At 58.7% G+C, this 20,003-nt stretch carries 21 protein-coding genes and 1 pseudogene; 11 read left to right on the top strand and 11 right to left on the bottom strand.

Going from position 1 to position 20,003, the window contains the following annotated elements; translation table 11 throughout:
* Positions 1-27: 27 nt before the first annotated feature.
* Positions 28-705 (top strand): FKBP-type peptidyl-prolyl cis-trans isomerase, encoded by a 678-nt coding sequence (locus tag AC1ME2_RS14750; RefSeq protein ID WP_480434827.1) that lies wholly within the window; start codon positions 28-30, stop codon positions 703-705.
* Between the two features lie 53 nt (positions 706-758).
* Here the strand turns inward: AC1ME2_RS14750 and rsd are convergent, their stop codons facing one another.
* The 8 genes and pseudogenes from rsd to AC1ME2_RS14710 form a co-directional block, all read right to left on the bottom strand.
* The gene (gene rsd / locus AC1ME2_RS14745; protein ID WP_480434826.1) at positions 759-1,232 is read right to left on the bottom strand and encodes a sigma D regulator; all 474 of its coding nucleotides are present in this window, start codon (positions 1,230-1,232) and stop codon (positions 759-761) included.
* A 234-nt stretch (positions 1,233-1,466) separates the two neighbouring features.
* Positions 1,467-1,958, bottom strand: coding sequence for a disulfide bond formation protein B (locus tag AC1ME2_RS14740; protein ID WP_480434825.1), 492 nt, complete (start codon positions 1,956-1,958; stop codon positions 1,467-1,469).
* A 338-nt stretch (positions 1,959-2,296) separates the two neighbouring features.
* Positions 2,297-3,535, bottom strand: a complete 1,239-nt coding sequence (locus AC1ME2_RS14735; protein WP_480434824.1) for a heme biosynthesis HemY N-terminal domain-containing protein — start codon at positions 3,533-3,535, stop codon at positions 2,297-2,299.
* Complete coding sequence (locus AC1ME2_RS14730; RefSeq protein ID WP_480434823.1) at positions 3,532-4,650, bottom strand: uroporphyrinogen-III C-methyltransferase; 1,119 nt, start codon at positions 4,648-4,650, stop codon at positions 3,532-3,534. The genes AC1ME2_RS14735 and AC1ME2_RS14730 overlap by 4 nt, the downstream gene beginning before the upstream one ends.
* Positions 4,651-4,724: 74 nt before the next feature.
* Positions 4,725-5,492 carry a uroporphyrinogen-III synthase gene (locus tag AC1ME2_RS14725; protein WP_480434822.1) on the bottom strand — a complete coding sequence of 256 codons (768 nt, stop codon included), beginning with the start codon at positions 5,490-5,492 and terminating at the stop codon, positions 4,725-4,727.
* Entirely contained in the window at positions 5,489-6,430 is a 942-nt protein-coding gene (gene hemC / locus AC1ME2_RS14720; RefSeq protein WP_480434821.1) for a hydroxymethylbilane synthase, read from the bottom strand. Before hemC ends, AC1ME2_RS14725 begins: the two co-directional genes overlap by 4 nt.
* Before the next feature lie 857 nt (positions 6,431-7,287).
* Positions 7,288-8,034: a LytR/AlgR family response regulator transcription factor gene (locus tag AC1ME2_RS14715; protein WP_480434820.1), complete on the bottom strand. Its 747-nt coding sequence runs from the start codon at positions 8,032-8,034 to the stop codon at positions 7,288-7,290.
* Positions 8,031-8,480 (bottom strand): annotated as a pseudogene (locus AC1ME2_RS14710) (sensor histidine kinase); the annotation flags it as partial. The pseudogene AC1ME2_RS14710 and the gene AC1ME2_RS14715, both read right to left, overlap by 4 nt.
* A gap of 203 nt (positions 8,481-8,683) precedes the next feature.
* On the opposite strand from AC1ME2_RS14710, the gene argH reads away from it, so the two are divergent.
* The 4 genes from argH (at position 8,684) to AC1ME2_RS14690 (ending at position 13,947) form a co-directional block, all read left to right on the top strand.
* A complete protein-coding gene (gene argH / locus AC1ME2_RS14705; protein ID WP_480434819.1) occupies positions 8,684-10,078 on the top strand; it encodes an argininosuccinate lyase in 1,395 nt (464 codons plus the stop codon).
* A gap of 69 nt (positions 10,079-10,147) precedes the next feature.
* On the top strand, positions 10,148-10,429 hold the full coding sequence (locus AC1ME2_RS14700) for a hypothetical protein (protein WP_480434818.1): 282 nt from the start codon (positions 10,148-10,150) through the stop codon (positions 10,427-10,429).
* Between the two features lie 210 nt (positions 10,430-10,639).
* Positions 10,640-10,885: a TIGR02647 family protein gene (locus tag AC1ME2_RS14695; protein ID WP_480434817.1), complete on the top strand. Its 246-nt coding sequence runs from the start codon at positions 10,640-10,642 to the stop codon at positions 10,883-10,885.
* 203 nt (positions 10,886-11,088) lie between these two features.
* Positions 11,089-13,947, top strand: coding sequence for a class I adenylate cyclase (locus tag AC1ME2_RS14690; protein WP_480434816.1), 2,859 nt, complete (start codon positions 11,089-11,091; stop codon positions 13,945-13,947).
* A 27-nt stretch (positions 13,948-13,974) separates the two neighbouring features.
* Here the strand turns inward: AC1ME2_RS14690 and rnk are convergent, their stop codons facing one another.
* The 3 genes from rnk to cyaY all read right to left on the bottom strand — a co-directional run bounded on the left by rnk (position 13,975) and on the right by cyaY (position 15,107).
* On the bottom strand, positions 13,975-14,385 hold the full coding sequence (gene rnk, locus AC1ME2_RS14685) for a nucleoside diphosphate kinase regulator (protein ID WP_480434815.1): 411 nt from the start codon (positions 14,383-14,385) through the stop codon (positions 13,975-13,977).
* A 150-nt stretch (positions 14,386-14,535) separates the two neighbouring features.
* Positions 14,536-14,772 (bottom strand): DUF1289 domain-containing protein, encoded by a 237-nt coding sequence (locus tag AC1ME2_RS14680; protein WP_480434814.1) that lies wholly within the window; start codon positions 14,770-14,772, stop codon positions 14,536-14,538.
* Between the two features lie 2 nt (positions 14,773-14,774).
* Positions 14,775-15,107, bottom strand: coding sequence for an iron donor protein CyaY (cyaY, locus tag AC1ME2_RS14675; RefSeq protein ID WP_480434813.1), 333 nt, complete (start codon positions 15,105-15,107; stop codon positions 14,775-14,777).
* A gap of 242 nt (positions 15,108-15,349) precedes the next feature.
* Here cyaY and lptM point away from each other — a divergent pair, with 242 nt between their 5' ends.
* From lptM to AC1ME2_RS14645, 6 genes are read left to right on the top strand one after another with little or no spacing between them, the layout of a single operon-like run.
* Positions 15,350-15,517, top strand: coding sequence for an LPS translocon maturation chaperone LptM (gene lptM, locus AC1ME2_RS14670; RefSeq protein ID WP_480434812.1), 168 nt, complete (start codon positions 15,350-15,352; stop codon positions 15,515-15,517).
* Between the two features lie 9 nt (positions 15,518-15,526).
* A complete protein-coding gene (gene lysA / locus AC1ME2_RS14665) occupies positions 15,527-16,774 on the top strand; it encodes a diaminopimelate decarboxylase (RefSeq protein ID WP_480434811.1) in 1,248 nt (415 codons plus the stop codon).
* A 4-nt stretch (positions 16,775-16,778) separates the two neighbouring features.
* Entirely contained in the window at positions 16,779-17,609 is an 831-nt protein-coding gene (gene dapF / locus AC1ME2_RS14660; protein WP_480434810.1) for a diaminopimelate epimerase, read from the top strand.
* A gap of 13 nt (positions 17,610-17,622) precedes the next feature.
* Entirely contained in the window at positions 17,623-18,360 is a 738-nt protein-coding gene (locus AC1ME2_RS14655) for a DUF484 family protein (RefSeq protein WP_480434809.1), read from the top strand.
* Positions 18,361-18,362: 2 nt separating this feature from the next.
* Positions 18,363-19,265 (top strand): tyrosine recombinase XerC, encoded by a 903-nt coding sequence (gene xerC / locus AC1ME2_RS14650; RefSeq protein WP_480434808.1) that lies wholly within the window; start codon positions 18,363-18,365, stop codon positions 19,263-19,265.
* Positions 19,258-19,950 (top strand): HAD family hydrolase, encoded by a 693-nt coding sequence (locus AC1ME2_RS14645; protein WP_480434807.1) that lies wholly within the window; start codon positions 19,258-19,260, stop codon positions 19,948-19,950. The genes xerC and AC1ME2_RS14645 overlap by 8 nt, the downstream gene beginning before the upstream one ends.
* Positions 19,951-20,003: the final 53 nt, after the last annotated feature.

Here is a 20,003-nt window from a genome sequence, read left to right as displayed (position 1 = left end):
TGCCCTCTTCCCTGGCTGGAGAGCACCATGTCGCGTTACGTATTAATGTCTCTATTTCTCTTGCTTCCACTCGCTCAAGCTGACGAAACCACTGACCCCGCCAATAAACATGACCTTGCCTACAGTCTGGGGGCGAGTCTTGGCGAACGGCTGCGCCAGGAAGTTCCGGACATGGAGCTACCCGCGCTGATTGAAGGTTTGCAGCAGGCCTATCAAGGCAAGCCGCTCGCACTCAAGGATGAGCGCATCGAACAGATCCTCAGAGAGCATGATGCCTCTATGGCCCAAGCGGAGGACGCCCCGCCACCAGAACCGCAAAGCGAAGTCGCAATGAGTACCGAGCAGCGCTTTCTGAACAGCGAAAAGGCCAAGCCGGGGGTTCGTGTATTGGACGACGGGATTCTGGTGACTGAACTGACCCCGGGTAACGGTCCAAAACCGACAGCTTCGGACAGGGTACAAGTGCGTTACGTGGGTCGATTGCCTGACGGGACCATCTTCGATCAAAACAGCCAGCCGCAATGGTTCCGTCTTGATAGCGTGATCGCCGGCTGGACCAGCGCGCTGCAAGGGATGCAGGTGGGTGCGAAATGGCGCCTGGTGATTCCTTCCGCTCAAGCCTATGGCGCAGAAGGCGCAGGGGATCTGATTGATCCTTACACACCGCTGGTGTTCGAGATTGAGCTATTGGGTGTCGCTCAGTAAGAGCGGGACCTCAGAAACCGGGGCGCAAGGCGGCGCCCGGTAAGGTCAAAACGTCAGGCCTGGGCCGCGTCTTTTGTTTCATGGGATGTGTGCAGCACTTCGATCAGACAGTCTTCGAGCTCGAAGCGCTCGTGCAGCAGACCGCCCAACTTCTTGAGTTCAGTGGCAACGACTTCGCCATCGGAACAATCGCCCTTGTCGCAGCGATCATTGAACGACAATGCCACTTCAGTGATGACATCCAGGCGCGGATAAATCTGTTTGGCTAACTCAAGGCCACCCTCATCGCCGAAGGCCTTGGCCTCATTGGTCAGCTGTTCGTAGACCTCGAAATGTCCGGCCGAAACGTAATCGACCAAAATTTCGCAAAATTTCTGCAGTGACACGCGATCAGCAACCAGCGCCTCAGGCGTTTCGCCGAGAGCATCGTAGGCTCGAATCAGCTCGTGACGCTCCTGCAGCCAGCGATCGATCAGCTGATTGACCCCGCCCCAACGCTCCTGAGCATTCTGACAACTTTCCAACATGATGATCTCTCTTCCCTTCAGGGTCATGCTGCTCTGTACCCGCCTCCAGACTTTCTAATAAATCTCTATCGAGAGACGGGTCTGATAAGGCCACAGAGTCAGCATATTTCCAATAACACGTGCGGCTCAGATTATGCCCGCACGCTAACCCCTTCAAGGTACGCAGGAGATAAAGTTCATACAAGTGTTTAATCCTTGCCGATATTGCCGACCTGTTTCATCGCCCAATCCGACTCAGTCGCGCTGGAACAAATGGTAGGCCGCGAACAAAATCATGCCGGAGAAAGCCAGCAGGCTCCATTCAGCAATGCTCATACCGAAAAGCGACCAGTTGATTTCAGTGCAGCCGACGATGCCGTTGAACACCTGGGCAAGGATCTGGGTCAAGGGCATCGCCGCCAACACAGAGCCAGGCGTGTGCATGCATGAAGTAAAGTCATCCATCGGGGCGCTTTGCAGCCAAACCTGACGCCCCGCAGCCGCCGCTCCCGCAAGCGCGCAGAGCAGGGTCAGCAGCGAGTAGACCCGCCACCCGGTCTTGCCGGGCGCGTGAAAAAACGCGATCAGACAGATGACACCGAATGCAATCACGAAGGCGCGCTGCACGATGCACAACGGGCAAGGGGCAAGCCCCACGCCATACTCGAGATATAACGCCGCGCAAATGACAAACGCACAGGCAATAGATGCCAGAAGGAACAGAGAGCGCGAGCGAGCCAGGGACATGGCAAATCCGTAACAGAATGCGAAGGCCATTACGGTAGAGGAAAGCCCCTAACCCTTTCAAGACAGGCGAGTGAAGATACTTCCGCAATGTTGTAGGCATATACCGCCGCAATCTAGCGGATTAAATACGACCCTCTGCAAGATCGTTCATTTGCCCTACAGATCGGTAGGCAGCATCCTACAAATCAGGCTCAAGCAGGCAGACCGTACGCCCCCGTTCACAGGCGCCCGCGCCCACAGACCCGGGCAAACCGAAGGATTTCCGCCGGGCACAAATCTATAGGAGCAAGCCTGCCTGCGAAGACGAAACGTCTGACACGCCGCGTCAGCCGATCCGCTTACACCTTGGCCAGCACCGGAAGCGGCCGCGCCAGCAAACGCTCGTCAAGCATGCCCAGACCTTCTTGAAACAACTGATTACTGCGTTCGGTCTCCCCCAATTGTGCCAACAGACGAGCCAGTTCGGCGCACGCCTCCGGGTTACGTTGCTGACGGAGGCTGCTTTCCAGATAGTCCCGCGCCTTGCCCCACAGGCTGCTTTGCAGACACAGACGACCCAGCGTCAACAATAGGCTTGGGTCATCCGGGTGATTCTTGAGCCAACCTTCAGCCGTTTGCAGTTGCCGCGCAGGGTCGCGACCCCGCAACAAGCCGTAAAGACGAGCCAGATGACTGTTGTAGTCACGCTTGAGCGCTGTACGCAGGACTTCTTCCGCCTCGCCATCGGCACCCAACTGACGCAGTTGCTCGGCATAGGCCAGGACCAACGGCAGCTCCTGGCGTTGTGCCGAGGTGAGCTGCTGCCAGGCATTATTGAGCGATTGCAAACCCGCCTCACCTTCCTGACCGCGTTGCGCGGCAAGCGTGAGATTTTCACCCCAGGCACGGCGCTCCAGCTCAGCCAGTTCAGACGGCGGCAGCACTTTGTCCTTGCGCAGCTCGGGCATCAGTCGAATCAGGGCCGACCAATCTCCACGCTGCTGATGCAAGCGTTGCAACTGGCGCAACACCTGGGCGTTATGCGGATGACGGTCATGCATGACTTGCAACGTCACCAACGCACCCTCGACATCACTGCGGTCCAGTTGCAGTTGCGCGTGACTCAACGCAATCGCCAACTCGGCTTGCGGCTGGCGCTCCAGCGCCCTCTCAAGCAGGTTGTCACTCTCCTCGTAACGACCCAGTTCATTTGCGGCGCGTGCAGCGCCGAGGTAATACAACAGCGGCTGACGCTCAGCTTCGGCGGCACGCTGGAGATGGCGCTGGGCACTGGCCCAGCGGCCCTCGGCGAGGTCCATCTGACCGTGTTCGATCGCCTGTTGCACGCGACGGCTGCGATTGCGCCGCGACCATGGATTGACCACGCCACCCGACGTTGTCAGCAGATCGAACAAAACCCGTAGCAAGAAGACCACCAGCCCAATCACGATCAACAGCCCAAGCGTTGCCCACAAGCTCGATTCGTAACGGAAGTTCTGGTACGCGATCAACACGTAGCCTGAGTGCTCGGAAATAGCGACGCCCATCAGCGCCGCGACCACAATCACCGCAATCAGGATCAGGTAGACACGCTTCATGGGCTGGTCTCCTGCTGTGCTTGCGCGGCAGGCTGCTCGATAGACGCATGACGGCGCTCAAGGTAGGCCTGCACCGCGCTCAAGCTTTGGGCCAGGTCAGGAGTCATTACCGACACCGGCTGAGTGATCAGCGCTTGAAGGCGCTCGTCGAGTACTTTGCTTTGCGGGTTGCCCTGATTGAAATTACTTTGCAGCACGCTGCGAGCTTCCGTCAGGGCTTTGGTGTACACCTGAGGCTCGCCGTTGAGCGCGGCCCACTGAGCCTGCTCCAGCGTCAGGGTCAAGGCCAGTCGAACCTGCGTCAGGCTCTGCCCTGCCAGCAGCGGACGAATATTTCTATCCGCATTGAAGTCGATACGAATGTAGCGCGAGATCGTGTCCCACCACTGCACCCAACGACTGCTGTGGTCACTGTCGGAGGTCAAGCCCAGCAGCGACTCACCCCTGTCTTGATAGTCAGGGGCCAGCTCATTGAGTTGTGTCGCCTGATCACGCAGGGCCGCCAATTGCAGGAACAGGCCGGTACGATCCGGTTGCTTGACACTACGCAACGCCGCCAGACTTTTGGCCAATTGCTCGCGCGCCGCGAAGGAGCCGGGATCGTCCTGCTCACGCAGAATTTCATCAGCCCCCTGCACCAGCGCCTGAGCACTGTTGATATCTTGCAGTGCCGACAAGCGCAGGCTAGCCAGACGCAGCAGATGCTCGGCCTCGGCCAGTCGCCAGTCTTTGCGGCTGGCACCCAGCACGGTTTCCAGGCGCTGGCTCAGGCGCTGCTGATCGCCCTGCAACTGCGCGACCAGACGCTGACGACTTTCCAGTTCATCCGCTGCCGGTAACTGCGCCAGACGCGTCGCCAACTGTTGCTCGTTCTCTTTGAGCGTTTGAGTCTGTGCGCCAATATCCTGCAATTGCCCCGACTGTTGCTGATGGCCAGCCAACAGAATACGCACCTGCCAGATACCCCATCCGCCCGCCGCAACGCCAGCGACACCCAGCAGTAACGCTAAAATCACCAGACTATTGCCACGACGTTTTGAAGACTCGGTCGGGGTTGGCGCAGGTGCTTCGAACATCGGCTCACGATTTTCTTTGGGCAAGGCTGTTTCGCTCACGTATCCATCCTTTGCATTAGGGCGCAGTCATATCGATGACGACTCTATTCTGAATGAGCCCATCTCTGCTACGCCTAGAGGGCAGGCACGGGATGTTCCCGTAACGCCGCCAGCAAAGCCGCAGCATTAGCGCCACGGCAATCCACAACTGTCCGGGCTCCGGCAGCATGAGCCAGCTCGGCAACCCGGGGGCTCGGTACGAACAGCGGTAATCGGGCAAGGTCCTGCCACGCATCGCCCGCCAGTTCACGCAGGTGTTCAAAACCCTGTCCACTGCTGACCACCAGGCCGTTCAAGCGTTCCACTTCGATGCGCCGTGGCAACTCTGAAACGGCGTAGTGCGGCAAGTTACGTCGGTACAGCGGTAGATAATCGACACTAGCACCTAGCGCACGCAGGCGCTCGGCCAGCAGCTCTCGGCCGCCTTCGCCACGCAGAATCAACACGCGGGCTCCCGGCAGTGCCAACGCTTGCTGCAACTGCGGCAGATCGAGCAAGGCTTCGCTGTCGTTACCGCACGCCGGGTAAGTGACGTCCAGGCCGTAGTCTTCAAGAATCTGCGCAGTCGCTGCACCCACGCTGAACCATTGCTGGATTGGCGGTTGCGGCCACAGCTCGTCGATCAACGCCAGGCCCAGACGTGCGGCCGGTTTGCTGACAACGATCACCACGCGATAAAGGTCCAGGTCGAAAATGATCGAGCGCTGCGCGGGCGTGATGGGCAACGGCTCGATATCCAGTAGCGGCAGGCTGCTGCTGTAGATGCCCGCCTCGGCCAGGGCTGTCGCCAGCGCTGCGGACTCCTGCTCAGGCCGGGTCAACAGCAGACGCCAACCGGTCACTCTTCGCCCGCCTCGCCATACACTGCTTGCAGGATGGCTTGCGCGCCTTGTGCCAGCAACGCTTCAGCCACCTGCACACCTAGCGCCTGAGCGTCAGATTGCGGGCCTCGCGCCTCGGCATTGAGCAACAGGCCGCCCGCAGGGTCGCCCACCAAACCACGCAACCAGACCTGCTCGCCTTCAAGCACGGCGTAACAGGCAATCGGGACTTGGCAGCCGCCATTCAGGTGTTTGTTCAATGCGCGCTCGGCAGTAACCCGCACGGCCGTGTCGGCATGATGCAGCGGTGCGAGCAGGGCATGGATTTCAGTGTCAGCACTGCGGCATTCGATACCCACCGCGCCTTGGCCACCGGCTGGCAAGCTGTCCTCGACGCTGATCGCCGAGGTGATCCGGCTTTCAAAACCGAGACGAATCAAACCAGCGGCAGCAAGGATGATCGCGTCATATTCACCGGCATCCAGCTTCGCCAGTCGGGTGTTGACGTTACCCCGCAAGAAACGGATTTCAAGATCAGGTCGACGCGTCAGCAATTGGGCTTGGCGACGCAGGCTAGAAGTGCCAACGACGCTGCCGGCAGGCAACTGTTCCAGGCTGGCGAATGTGTTGGACACAAAAGCATCACGCGGGTCTTCACGCTCGCAAATGCAGAACAAACCAAGGCTTGGGGGGAAGTCCATTGGCACGTCTTTCATCGAGTGCACAGCGATGTCGGCTTCCTGCTCAAGCAGGGCCGTTTCCAGCTCCTTGACGAACAAACCCTTGCCACCAATTTTGGACAACGGCGAGTCGAGCAGCTTGTCGCCACGACTGACCATGGGCACCAGCGTCACGACCAACCCTGGATGAAACTGCTCCAGACGGGCCTTAACGTATTCGGCCTGCCACAGGGCCAACGCACTTTTGCGGGTAGCAATGCGGATTTCGCGAGAGGACATGGGTAAATCCGTACTTGAATAGATACGACGGATAATAACAGCTCGGCCATGACCTCTGTAGGAGATGCCGCCCCGTCTTCGACGCCGCGCTGTCGCGCAGCAAACTGGGTTGCGATTTGGGTGTCGTCATTGGTGGCAGCGTGTCAGGTACGCCGCCTTCGCGAATGAATTCGCTCCTACATTAGAGATTTTGATCTGCCTTTGGGATTTGGAGTGAATTGACTACCAAATTACGGCAAGGCCCCGTTTCCAGGAGGCCGAGCACAGGCGTTGCGCAGGGGGTAACGAGGCAAGGACGCCGAGTAAGGGAAATCCGAGCCTAGGCGAGGATCCGTATGGCGGGGCAAGCGTTTTGGGGTACCTTTTTGCGGTTCGGCGTCCCGACGTCTGAAAAAGGTCCCTCGCTGTAAGAGCGAAACCGTAATTCCAGCACACTCAAATGCCGGATATACACATCAAGATCAGCGCCAACACATTGTTTTTAAAAGATTAAAAAAAGCTTTATAGGAGGCCCCGCCGCGTCTTCGACGCTGCGCTGTCGCGCAGCAAACGGGGCCCCTGTAGGAGCTGCCGAAGGCTGCGAAAAGGTCGGCACGACCTTCAGCAATCCAGAGTTTACGACTGCTACGCAGCCGATCGCAGCCGATCGCAGCCTCCGGCAGCTCCTTGGGATCAGTGTTTTGCTGGAAATTTAATAACACTTATTCTTTATTTTCCAATGAGTTATCTGTTGTCTGATAGGAGCGTTTGCCCGCGATGGCATTTGCAGGATCAACATTTCGGCATTAGACAAACCGCTATCGCGGGCAAGGACTGGGCGTCCCCCGCGCTCCTACAAGGGCTTGCCCGGGCCGTTTTTACAACTGCTGCATCATCTTGCGCACCCCGGCCACATGCCGACGGCTGACGATCAAGGCATCACCATTGAGGCCTTTCAGGAACAGCTGAAAATGGCCCAAAGGCGTGCGCTGCAAGCGCTCGATGCGGTCACGGGCGACCAGTGCGTTACGGTGGATGCGCACAAAACGATCACCGAACTCATCTTCCAGCGCCTTGAGTGGCTCGTCCAGCAGCACCTCTCCGCCGCCATGGCGCAAGGTCACGTACTTGTGATCCGCGATGAAATAAATCACTTGGTTAAGCGGAATAAGTTCGATGCCTTTGCGGGTTCGCGCACTGATGTGACTGCGCGGGCCGTTACCGCTTTCAGCCGCAGGCCGGGTCATCGCCGCCAACTGCACCCGATTAGGGCGCTCGGCTTTTTTCAAGGCTTCGAGCAAATGCTCGGCACGAACCGGTTTGACCAGATAACCCACGTCGCTACCCTGAAATGCCTCTAGGGCGAACTCGTCATGGGCAGTACAAAACACCACGGCAGGCGGCGACTCGCGCTCGCACAATCGAGCGGCGACTTGCAGGCCATCCAGGCCCGGCATACGGATGTCGAGTAACACGACATCCGGTTTAAGGCTATCGATCAACGCCAAGGCTTCTTCGCCGTTGGTGGCGCTGGGTTCCAGTACTCGATAACCCTCGAGTTCGCTGACCAGGCGGCTTAGACGCTCGCGGGCCAGAGGTTCGTCATCAACGATCAGGACATTCATATTGCTTTGGCTTCCTGCGTGAGTCTCGCACAAGGATAGCGTAGACAGGTGAAGTGACGACCGTCACGGCGCTCCACGCTCAGACTCGCGCGGGGACCAAAAAGTGCCGCAATGCGTGCACCAATGTTCACCAAGGCCTGATGAGTACCGTTGGAAGCCTGCCTTTCGGCAACTTCGTCATAGGGATTGCTGATACACAATATGAACTCTCCCTTTTTATAGGTTGCTTCGACCCTTACTACGCCGCCTTCAACCCGAGGGGCAATACCGTAGACGAAGGCGTTTTCAAGCAGTGGTTGTAAGGTTAGCTGTGGAATCGGCAAGTCGTCTGGAATTGCACTCACTCTCTACTCCAACTGTAGACGCTCGCCAAGGCGATATTGCTCAATCAATAAATAACGTTTCGCCAACGCAACCTCGTCATGCCACATCACCAAGCTCTTCGGGCAAAAAAATTCTTTACCGGGTTCAGACACTGCGCCGGCATTCAAACGGTTATTTCGCATCGGGCCAGTGTCTCTGTCGCCAGACCCTGCCGCAAGCCGGTCAAGGATAAAAAAACAGCAACCCTGTTATTATCCCTGCGCCCATTTCAAAATCGGCCACGCCATTTTTTTAAACAGCAGCCAGCAAACTAACGAGCGAACCCATGAGCACCGACAAGACCAATCAGTCCTGGGGCGGCCGCTTCAGTGAACCCGTCGACGCGTTCGTCGCCCGCTTCACCGCCTCCGTCACCTTCGATCAACGCCTCTATCGCCATGACATCCTGGGCTCCATCGCCCACGCGACCATGTTGGCCCACGTTGGTGTTTTGACCGACGTCGAGCGCGATACCATCATCGACGGCCTGAAAACCATTCAGACCGAGATCGAAGCCGGCAACTTTGACTGGCGTATCGATCTGGAAGATGTGCACATGAACATCGAAGCGCGTCTGACCGACCGCATCGGTATCACCGGCAAAAAACTGCACACCGGGCGTAGCCGTAACGACCAGGTCGCAACCGATATCCGCCTGTGGTTGCGCGACGAAATCGACGTGATCCTGGCGGAAATCACCCGCCTGCAAGAAGGCCTGCTGGGGCAAGCCGAGCGCGAAGCCGAGACCATCATGCCCGGTTTCACTCACCTGCAAACCGCGCAGCCGGTAACCTTCGGCCACCACATGTTGGCCTGGTTCGAGATGCTCAGCCGTGATTACGAGCGCCTGGTAGACTGCCGCAAGCGCCTCAATCGTTTGCCATTGGGCAGCGCGGCACTGGCTGGCACCACCTACCCGATTGACCGCGAACTGACCTGCAGGCTGCTGGGCTTCGATGCCGTAGGCGGCAACTCGCTGGACAGCGTGTCTGATCGCGACTTCGCCATCGAATTCTGCGCCGCAGCCAGCGTGGCGATGATGCACTTGTCGCGCTTCTCCGAAGAGTTGGTGCTGTGGACCAGTGCGCAGTTCCAATTCATTGATCTGCCTGATCGCTTCTGCACCGGCAGCTCGATCATGCCGCAAAAGAAAAACCCCGACGTGCCTGAACTGGTACGCGGCAAAAGCGGCCGGGTCTTTGGGGCGTTGATGGGCCTGCTAACCTTGATGAAGGGCCAGCCACTGGCCTACAACAAGGACAACCAGGAAGACAAAGAACCGTTGTTCGACGCCGCCGACACCCTGCGCGATTCACTGCGTGCATTTGCCGACATGATTCCGGCGATCAAACCCAAGCACGCGATCATGCGTGAAGCCGCCTTGCGTGGCTTCTCCACCGCTACCGACCTCGCTGATTATCTGGTTCGTCGCGGCCTGCCATTCCGTGATTGCCACGAAATCGTTGGGCATGCGGTGAAGTACGGCGTGGAAAGCGGCAAGGACCTGGCCGAGATGAGCCTGGAAGAACTGCGTCGGTTCAGCGACCAGATCGATCAGGACGTGTTTGCGGTGCTGACCCTCGAAGGCTCGGTCAACGCTCGCAACCACATCGGCGGCACTGCGCCGGTGCAGGTCAAAGCGGCTGTGATTCGTGGTCAGGTGCTGCTGGCAACCCGCTAAATCAAAAACCTGTAGGCGCGCGTGGTTGCAAGCGCGCGCCTATAGCGCCTTCTTTTTTCAGGAACATCCATGAACGATCAAATCAACAACGACGATGACGAAGAATTCGCTGAATCGACCCTGACTCAGGCTATCGAAAATCAGATCGAAAGCGACAATCCGCCCGCCGCCAAAGCCACGCTCAACAAACTCACCCTCGTGGGTTACGAGCGTGAAGAAATCCTCCAACTGATGGCCCACGTGCTAGCGGTTGAAATTGATGCGTTGCTTGAGGAAGACCGCCCGTTCAATACCGAGTGGTACGAACAGGCCCTTCGCGCTTTGCCGGAGCTGCCGCCCGAAGTCAAATGACGACTGGCCAGAGATACCGCTGCAAAAAAGCTGCAGCATGGCTACACTCCTAAGGCCCCGCTGCCACATGACCTCCGGGGCTGTCACGCCAAGCCGGCTTTATGGGTCCTCAAGAGCTCAATAAGCGCAGAACAGCTCGTTCCTGTGCCTTGACTCTAGACACTCTCACAGGGCTGCTGCGGCGTATTACTGGAAATGTCTGGAGTGCCTATGTCGTATACCCCTGATTTGGTTGCCGAACTGGAAATCCTCGCACTGTTCAATCTGGGCAATAACCTTGAGGGCTTGAAAGTCCATCACGTAGCCGCTCCAACCGCGATCGCAGCCGCACAACGACTCTTCGAAAAAGGGCTGATCACCCAACCCGATGGTGGCTATCTGACCAGTCTTGGGCTCGAAGCTGCCGAGCATACCCAATCGCTATTAACCATTCTGGATGTAACCGAAACGGCCTGAAACGCTGCTTGGCTCGCGGGAGGCTCGACGTCCCTCAAAAGCGAACTCGCGAGCCATTCCTTCAGCGCTCTCATTTCCGGGAATATCACCGATAAAAATTTGACGCCAAAATAAAAAATCAGCTTAAAACTGCCTGGTCATAGGTTGTAAACTGCCCGTTGTCTTGAATCCTTCTTTCGAGCCTCGCCCGCCGGTTGTTTGCGATGACGCGTACTTATGAAATTCGCCCCAACCTGGATGAGGGGATCGACCGCAAGGTTCTCAGCCAGTTACGCGCCCGCTTTCTAACCCTCAACAGTGAGCGGCTGAGCCGTGCCATGGAGGGGTTGTCAACGCGTCAACAGGCGGTGTTGACGCTTCTGCCGCTGTTCTTTCACGTCAATCACCCGCTCCTGCCTGGCTATATTTCCGGCAGTACCCCGGCCGGGGTGTCGAGCTATGAGCCTGACACTCAGGCCCTGGCCGAAGCCCAACGACTGACCCGCTCGTTCTCCTACAAGCCGCGCCACGGCAATCCGCCGCAGCCGATTCACGGCCTGTTCTTGATGGGCAGCCTCGGCACACTGGCCCAGGCCGAGCAGAGTGATATGGATGTGTGGGTCTGTCACGCGCCCGAGCTTGGGCAGGACGCCATCACCGAGCTGCGCAAAAAATGCCAGGCGCTGGAGGCCTGGGCCGCAAGCCAGGGCGCTGAAGCGCACTTCTTTCTGATCGACCCAACACGTTTCGTGCTCGGCGAGCGCGACGCCCAACTCAGCTCCGAAGATTGCGGCACCACCCAGCACTATCTGCTGCTGGATGAGTTCTATCGCACCGCCATCTGGTTGGCCGGCCGCACACCCTTGTGGTGGCTGGTGCCGGTCTACGACGAGCAGCGGTACGACGAGTACACCCACACGCTGCTGTCCAAGCGATTCATTCGGGCTGACGAGATGCTCGATCTCGGCCACCTGGCGCATATCCCACCCGGCGAATTCATTGGTGCGGGCCTGTGGCAGCTGTTTAAAGGCATCGAGTCGCCTTACAAGTCAGTGCTTAAACTGTTGCTGATTGAGGTCTACGCCAGCGAACACCCTCAGGTGCAATGCCTGAGCCTGCGCTTCAAACAGGCGGTCTTCGCCAACAAGCTCGACCTCGACGAACTGGACCCCTACATGGTTGTGTATCGGCGCATAGAGGAATACCTCAACGCCCGAGGCGAACCGGAACGCTTGGAGCTGGTGCGGCGCAGCCTGTATTTGAAGGTCAACAAAAAACTCACCGGCTCCACCCGCCAGCGCACCACGCGTTGGCAGCGTTTACTGCTGGAGCGACTGGCCCAGGAGTGGGGTTGGGATGAACGCCAACTGGCGCTGCTCGACAGTCGTAGTCAGTGGAAAGTCCGACAAGTCACCACTGAACGCCGCGCGCTAGTCAATGAACTCAACTACAGCTATCGCTTTCTGACGCAGTTTGCACGCACCCAACAGGTGGCCAGCTTGATCAATAAGCGCGACCTCAACGTGTTGGGACGTCGTTTGTATGCTGCCTTCGAGCGCAAGGCCGGCAAAGTCGAGTTCATCAATCCGGGGATCGCCCCGGACCTGGCCGAAGACACGCTGACGCTGGTGCAGTCACCCAGTCGTCGCGAACCGGGAAAAAGCCAATGGGGCCTGTACAACGGGAACCTTGGTGCGCATGAGTGGGAGCATTTTTCACCGATCAAGCGCAGCAGGGAATTGCTCGAACTGCTGGCATGGTGTCATCGCAACAACGTGATCGACACCACCACGCGCCTGGCGCTGCACCCCGGCAGCAGCGATTTGACCGAGTTTGAACTGTTCAACCTGATCGGCAGCCTGCAGCAGGCCATGGCACTGCCCCTCGTCAGCGTCAGCGATGAGCAACTGTTGCGCCCTAGCGTGCCCAGCGAGGTGCTAATGCTGATCAACGTCGGCATCGATCCGCTCAAACATCACCGGGATCTGAATATCCTGATGACCACCGAGCGCACCGACTCGCTGAGTTATGCCGGGGTTCGGGAGAATCTGGTGCTTACCCTCGACCAGATCACGCTCAACAGCTGGAATGAAATGCGGGTCAACCGTTACGACGGGCCTCATGCGTTACTTAGCTGCCTGAGCGATTTCCTCAGTAATCTGCCCGAAGGCCCTGAGCAACCGCATGTACGCGTGCGTTGCTTCTGCCACAACCGCGCGCCGGCCATTGCCCAGCGCGTCGAAGAGTTGGTGAACACCGCCCAATTGCTGCTCACCCGACGGCTCAATCACCGTTACCTGATCCAGGTTCAGCAGCACTACCACGTCCTGGAAATGGTGCCCGGACAGGTCAATCACGTGGCACTGGCCAGTTTGCCGGCGCTGCTTGATTACTTGGGCGAGGAGTTACCCAGCTACAGCCCGCTGCACGTGGACACAAACGCGCTGGACGAACATGATCTGGCGCTGATCCTGCCCCACGGCCAGCCGGAATGCATACAGGTTTTTTACCGTATCAACGAACCCCACGCCGACCTCTATGTGCTTGATGAGCACAACGCGCTATGGCATCAGCGTTTGCCGTACCACGATGAATCAAGCTTGCTGGTGCCGCTGCAACGCTTCTTCCAGTCACTGGTGTATCGACGTGGCGCCCTGTTGCCGCTGGACAATCCACTGGAACCGTCCGCGCTGGAAATCCTGTACTACCAGGTGCTGCCCAACGGCGCAGGCCGCGCTCGGCGGATCGAGCCTCGCGTGACACCCGCCACCCCGCTCGAAAAGCGGTTCTATGACGTGCAGGCGATCATCGAGGAAGCAGCACCGGGGCAGGTGAGCGTCACCTTGTACTGCAACCATCAAGAGTTTTCCGAACTGGAATATGGCGAGCAACTGTTTGCAGTAGTGGCCCAACAGATTCTCGAACAGCGAAGCGAAACCCAGCGCTACCGCTGCTACATCACCGACCTCGACCTGTCCGGTTTATTGGGCGATGTTCGCGGGCAAAGCATTCTGTTTCTGCGCTACAAGGCAGACCTGGAAAGAGCGCTGAACAACGCCATGGGGCAAGCGCTCTATGTGTAGGAGCGTGCTTGCCCGCGATCAGGGACCTTACTGGTCGTACTCACCCGCCGCTTCCGGCTGATATTCCACGGCCAGCAACGTGAGTTTCAGCGTCTTGCCGCCGGGCGCTGGCCAGTCGATGTGCTGGCCAACCTGCAGGCCGAGCAGCGCACACCCCACCGGCGCCAGCACCGAAACAGTGCCCTCGGCACCTGCATCCTGCGGGTAGACCAGCTTCAGGTGGTAATCCTTGCCGCTGCTTTCTTCGCGGCAATGCACGCGCGAGTTCATGGTCACGACACCGGCAGGCACTTCATCGTGGCCAACCACTTGTTCAGCGCGGTCCAGTTCGGCCTGAAGCGCGGCAACGCCCGGCGTCGTTTCATCCAGGCTGTCGAGGAGACGCTCAAGACGCTGCACGTCGAGTCGGGTGAGGATGATTGAAGGTGCGGTGCTCATGATCCAGGCAGACTCCTTTATTCTGCGCGATAAAAGCAAAACCCCGCCGATTCAGGCGGGGTTTTGACGAGCCTCAAGCAAATGAGGCATGCCCGGACACTATCACAGCCGAATAAATACACAAGCCGACGAGGCTTCAGCGGACATCCACTAACGTTGCGAGAGGTCCAGCCTGCGCTGCTCGGCATCCGCGCAAATCTGACGGCGCCGGTTATCGTCCGCCGAGCGCCATTCGCGAATGTCTTCCACGGGACGCCAGCAGCCCTGACAAACCTTTTGTTCATCGAGCCGGCACACGCTGATGCAGGGCGATGGCACTGCCGGACTGACATTACTGAACAAGGGCTTCGCCGGTTTGACTGGCGCTGGAGCAATGCTATCGGTCACGGTCAGATCTCGTCGAACTCAAGCTCGACGCCTGCCTGTTCCAGGGTAATGCGCGCAAGCATTTCGCTGAGCAACTCGTCGCTGGAGTCGCAGACCCAACGCTTATGCTCTTCGTCATAGTCGAAATGGAAGCCACCGGAACGCGCGGCCAGCCACAGCTGACGCAATGGCTCCTGGCGGCTGAAAATCACCTGGGTGCCATTTTCGAACTTGACGGTCAGCACGCCAGCCGAGTTTTCCAGGTCCAGATCCAGACCACTCTCGTCGAAAATATCCTCCAGCGCTTGCTGGGTGGCATCGACCAGATCGTGAAAGCGGGCTTCAGTCAAACTCATTACGGGAACCTCAAAAAAGTGTCTACCGGTGACGCAGCGCCGCAAGATACGGTCGCTTCCAGACAAATGCAAAGCATACCCGCCCAACAACAGGCGGCAATGCCGATAATGCTTCATCGCGCCAGGACAAATCATCAGGGACTTGTCCGAAGCCCTGCCGGACGGGTAGGCGGCCGCATAGGCAAGGCGCTGGGTGGCCGGTATACTCGTGCGCAATTAACGCTTTTACAAAGGATTTCGCCATGAAGCGCCTGATCTCTTCACTTGCTGCGCTCGTCGCGGTCGCTTGTCTCGTGTCGGCCTGTGGTCAAAAAGGGCCGTTGTATATGCCCGATGACAGCAAATCCCCTGAAGACCAAGCGAAATCATCGCAATCGCAACCGCAATCGCATAAGCACTCTACTTACTAGGGAACACCCATGGACGCCTTCAACTACCGCGATGGCGAACTGTTCGCGGAGGCTGTAGCGTTGTCTGCCATTGCCGAGCGTTTCGGCACGCCGACCTACGTCTACTCCCGCGCGCATATCGAAGCGCAATACCGTGCCTATGCCGATGCGCTGGACGGTATGCCGCACCTTGTGTGCTTCGCGGTAAAAGCCAACTCCAACCTGGCTGTACTCAATGTCCTGGCGCGCTTGGGCGCTGGTTTCGACATCGTGTCCCGGGGTGAACTGGAGCGCGTGCTGGCCGCTGGCGGCGAGCCTGACAAAATCGTGTTCTCCGGCGTCGGCAAGACCCGCGAAGACATGCGTCGCGCACTGGAAGTCGGCGTGCACTGCTTCAACGTCGAATCCACCGACGAACTGGAACGCCTGCAAGTGGTTGCCGCAGAACTGGGCGTACGCGCGCCGATCTCGCTGCGCGTCAACCCGGACGTCGATGCCGGCACCCACCCGTATATCTCCACCGGCCTGAAAGAAAACAAGTTCGGCATTGCCATTGCCGACGCCGAAGACGTGTACATCCGGGCCGCGCAATTGCCGAACCTGGATGTGGTTGGCGTCGATTGCCATATCGGGTCGCAACTGACCAGCCTGCCGCCGTTCCTTGATGCACTGGATCGCTTGCTGGCGCTGGTCGACCGCCTCGGCGATTGCGGCATTCACTTGCGCCATCTGGATCTGGGCGGCGGTTTGGGCGTGCGTTATCGCGACGAACAGCCACCGCTGGCCAGCGACTACATCAAGGCTGTGCGTGAACGCCTTGACGGTCGCGATCTGGCACTGGTGTTCGAACCCGGTCGCTTCATCGTGGCCAATGCGGGGGTGCTGCTGACCCAGGTTGAATACCTCAAGCACACCGAACACAAGGATTTCGCCATCGTCGATGCGGCGATGAACGACCTGATTCGTCCGGCGCTGTATCAGGCCTGGATGGACGTAACCGCCGTTCGTCCACGCGACGGCCAGCCACGCACTTACGACATCGTCGGACCGATCTGCGAAACCGGTGACTTCCTGGCCAAGGAGCGCGAACTGGTGCTGGCCGAAGGTGACTTGCTGGCTGTGCATTCGGCAGGGGCGTATGGTTTCGTCATGAGTTCCAACTACAACACCCGTGGCCGCGCCGCCGAAGTGTTGGTCGATGGCACCGAAGCTTTCGAAGTGCGCCGCCGCGAGACTGTGGCAGAGCTGTTTGCTGGCGAAAGCCTGCTGCCGGAGTAACCCCATGCTGCTGCGTTTTACCAAGATGCATGGTTTAGGCAACGACTTCATGGTCCTGGACCTGGTCAGCCAGCACGCACACATTTTGCCCAAGCATGCCAAACAATGGGGTGATCGCCACACCGGGATAGGCTTCGACCAACTGCTGCTGGTCGAAGCGCCGAGCAACCCGGAAGTTGATTTCCGTTACCGGATTTTCAACGCCGATGGTTCCGAGGTCGAGCAGTGTGGCAACGGCGCACGTTGTTTTGCCCGCTTCGTGCTGGACAAACGCCTGACCGCCAAACGCCAGATCCGCGTGGAAACTAAAAGCGGCATCATCGAACTGGACATCCGCAGCGACGGTCAGATAAGTGTCGACATGGGCCCTCCTCGGCTGATTCCAGAAGAGATTCCGTTTCAGGCCGACGAGCAGGCGCTGAGCTATCCCGTCGAAGTCGATGGCCAAATTATTGAGCTTGCCGCAGTATCGATGGGCAATCCACACGCTGTTTTGCGTGTCGATGACATCAATAATGCACCCGTGCATGAGCTTGGGCCGAAGCTGGAACATCACCCGCGCTTCCCGGCCCGGGTCAATGTCGGCTTCTTGCATGTGGTTGATCGCCAACGCGCGCAACTCCGCGTCTGGGAGCGCGGTGCCGGGGAAACCCAGGCCTGCGGTACCGGCGCTTGCGCGGCTGCGGTGGCCGCCATCAGTCAGGGCTGGATGGATTCGCCCCTGTTGATTGACCTGCCCGGGGGGCGTTTGTCCATTGAATGGGAGGGCCCTGGCCATTCCGTGATGATGACAGGCCCCGCGGTGCGGGTTTTCGAAGGACAGGTTCGTCTATGAGTGAGCAAATCCGATGACCGATCAGCCTCAGATTTCAGCCGAAAAGCCTAGCGAAGCACCTGCCAGCCACGCAGCGCCCGCCCTTGAGGCAGAGGCTATCGCCGCTTACTTACGTGATCATCCGGAGTTCTTCGTTGAACATGAAGAACTCCTGCCAGCCCTGCGCATCCCGCATCAGCGCGGCGATACCGTGTCGCTGGTCGAGCGCCAGCTCAAACTCTTGCGTGACCGCAATATCGAGATGCGCCACCGTCTTTCGCAACTGATGGACGTGGCTCGCGACAATGATCGGCTGTTCGACAAGACGCGCCGCCTGATCCTCACGCTGATGGATGCTGGCAGTCTGGAAGAGGTCGTCATCGCCGTGGAGGACAGCCTGCGTGAGGATTTCCAGGTGCCTTTCGTCAGCCTCATCCTGTTCAGCGACAACCCTATGCCAGTGGGTCGCTGGGTCAGCAGTGCCAACGCGCAAAAAGCCATCGGCAGCCTGATCTCGGGCAACAAGACCGTCTGCGGCGCACTGCGCGAGCATGAACTGACCTTTTTGTTCGGCAGCGAACAAGGTCAGCAAGTCGGCTCAACCGCCGTCGTGGCCCTGACGCATCAAGGCCTGCAGGGTGTCTTGGCCATTGGCAACCATGATCCGCAGTACTACAAGAGCTCCGTCGGTACGCTGTTCCTTAGCTACATTGCTGAAGTGCTGGGTCGGGTGTTGCCGCGCTTCACTCACTCGTTACGCGCGGTTCGCTGACCATGGAAAGGCAACTGGACGCTTACTGCACGCACCTGCGCAGTGAGCGCCAAGTGTCATCCCATACCCTGGAAGCCTACCGCCGCGACCTGAACAAAGTCCTCGCATTTTGTGAGAAGCAGCAACTAAGCAGTTGGTCGGCGCTGGATATTCAGCACTTGCGCAGCCTGATTGCCCGCTTGCATCAGCAAGGCCAGTCCTCGCGCAGCCTGGCGCGCCTGTTGTCCGCTGTTCGTGGTCTATATCGCTACTTGAACCGCGAAGGCCTGTGCGATCACGACCCGGCCAATGGCTTGTCGCCGCCTAAAGGCGAGCGCCGCCTGCCGAAGACCCTCGATGCCGATCGCGCCCTGCAATTGCTCGACGGCGCGGTCGAGGACGACTTTCTGGCCCGTCGCGATCAAGCAATCCTGGAACTGTTCTACTCCTCAGGCCTGCGCCTGTCAGAACTGACCGGGCTCAATCTCGAACAACTTGATTTGAGTGACGGACTGGTTCAAGTCCTCGGCAAAGGCAGCAAGACCCGCGTGTTGCCAGTAGGCAAAAAGGCCCGTGAAGCCCTGGAAATCTGGTTACCGTTGCGCGCACTGGCCAACCCGGAGGACGATGCAGTATTCATCGGCCAGCAAGGGCGCCGTCTGGGCCCCAGGGCAATTCAGCTGCGCGTGAAGGCAGCGGGCGAACGCGAGCTGGGACAGAACCTGCATCCGCACATGCTCCGCCATTCGTTTGCCAGCCACCTGCTTGAATCTTCGCAAGATCTACGCGCGGTTCAAGAGCTGCTCGGTCACGCAGACATTGCCACCACGCAGATATACACGCATCTGGACTTCCAGCATCTGGCCACGGTGTACGACAGCGCCCATCCCAGGGCCAAACGCAGCAAGAGCACTGATCATGATTAAACTGATTACCTTCGACCTCGATGACACCCTGTGGGACACCGCCCCGGTCATTGTCAGCGCCGAAGCCGTGCTGCGAGACTGGCTGGCCGAACACGCGCCGAATCTTGGCCCGGTTCCGGTAGAGCATCTGTGGGCGATCCGCACACGGTTGGTGGAAGCCGATCCCACGTTCAAGCACCGAATCAGTGCGCTGCGCCGACGCGTGCTGTTTCACGCGCTGGAAGATGCTGGCTACGCTCACGATCAAGCACAGGCATTGGCTGACAAGGGCTTCGAAGTCTTCTTGCATGCCCGGCATCAAATCGACATTTTTCCCGAGGTTCAGCCGACACTGGAGATCCTCGCCAAAACCTACACCTTGGGGGTTGTAACTAACGGCAACGCCGACGTCCGCCGCTTGGGGTTGGCGGATTATTTCGCGTTCGCCCTGTGTGCCGAAGATTTAGGCATCGGCAAACCTGACCCGGCGCCCTTCCTTGAAGCGCTGAAGCGCGGCAAGGTCGACGCCAGCGTAGCCGTGCACATCGGCGACCATCCCGGCGACGATATCGCAGGGGCACAGCAGGCGGGCTTTCGCGCCATCTGGTTCAATCCTGCGGGCAAGGCCTGGGAAGCGGATAAACGTCCGGATGCCGAGATTCAAAGCCTGATGCAATTGCCTGAACTGCTGGCCAGTTGGGGCTGAGGCACTCGGGTGCCTGACGGGGACTCTTCGCGAATAAATTGGTGCCCACACAG

Source organism: Pseudomonas sp. ASL9 (assembly GCF_056680335.1).
Note: the sequence above shows the minus strand (reverse complement) of the source record. Positions and strands in the feature narration are given on the sequence as shown.

Excerpts from the sequence above, each read along its gene's own strand:
- AC1ME2_RS14715 (WP_480434820.1), bottom strand. The coding sequence starts at position 8,034 with ATGAATGTCCTGATCGTTGATGACGAACCTCTGGCCCGCGAGCGTCTA.
- AC1ME2_RS14740 (WP_480434825.1), bottom strand. The coding sequence starts at position 1,958 with ATGTCCCTGGCTCGCTCGCGCTCTCTGTTCCTTCTGGCATCTATTGCC.
- lptM (WP_480434812.1), top strand. The coding sequence starts at position 15,350 with ATGAAGCGCCTGATCTCTTCACTTGCTGCGCTCGTCGCGGTCGCTTGT.
- cyaY (WP_480434813.1), bottom strand. The coding sequence starts at position 15,107 with ATGAGTTTGACTGAAGCCCGCTTTCACGATCTGGTCGATGCCACCCAG.
- rsd (WP_480434826.1), bottom strand. The coding sequence starts at position 1,232 with ATGTTGGAAAGTTGTCAGAATGCTCAGGAGCGTTGGGGCGGGGTCAAT.
- AC1ME2_RS14700 (WP_480434818.1), top strand. The coding sequence starts at position 10,148 with ATGAACGATCAAATCAACAACGACGATGACGAAGAATTCGCTGAATCG.
- dapF (WP_480434810.1), top strand. The coding sequence starts at position 16,779 with ATGCTGCTGCGTTTTACCAAGATGCATGGTTTAGGCAACGACTTCATG.
- AC1ME2_RS14645 (WP_480434807.1), top strand. The coding sequence starts at position 19,258 with ATGATTAAACTGATTACCTTCGACCTCGATGACACCCTGTGGGACACC.
- rnk (WP_480434815.1), bottom strand. The coding sequence starts at position 14,385 with ATGAGCACCGCACCTTCAATCATCCTCACCCGACTCGACGTGCAGCGT.
- xerC (WP_480434808.1), top strand. The coding sequence starts at position 18,363 with ATGGAAAGGCAACTGGACGCTTACTGCACGCACCTGCGCAGTGAGCGC.
- AC1ME2_RS14735 (WP_480434824.1), bottom strand. The coding sequence starts at position 3,535 with ATGAAGCGTGTCTACCTGATCCTGATTGCGGTGATTGTGGTCGCGGCG.
- argH (WP_480434819.1), top strand. The coding sequence starts at position 8,684 with ATGAGCACCGACAAGACCAATCAGTCCTGGGGCGGCCGCTTCAGTGAA.
- AC1ME2_RS14690 (WP_480434816.1), top strand. The coding sequence starts at position 11,089 with ATGACGCGTACTTATGAAATTCGCCCCAACCTGGATGAGGGGATCGAC.
- AC1ME2_RS14655 (WP_480434809.1), top strand. The coding sequence starts at position 17,623 with ATGACCGATCAGCCTCAGATTTCAGCCGAAAAGCCTAGCGAAGCACCT.
- lysA (WP_480434811.1), top strand. The coding sequence starts at position 15,527 with ATGGACGCCTTCAACTACCGCGATGGCGAACTGTTCGCGGAGGCTGTA.
- AC1ME2_RS14750 (WP_480434827.1), top strand. The coding sequence starts at position 28 with ATGTCGCGTTACGTATTAATGTCTCTATTTCTCTTGCTTCCACTCGCT.
- AC1ME2_RS14695 (WP_480434817.1), top strand. The coding sequence starts at position 10,640 with ATGTCGTATACCCCTGATTTGGTTGCCGAACTGGAAATCCTCGCACTG.
- hemC (WP_480434821.1), bottom strand. The coding sequence starts at position 6,430 with ATGTCCTCTCGCGAAATCCGCATTGCTACCCGCAAAAGTGCGTTGGCC.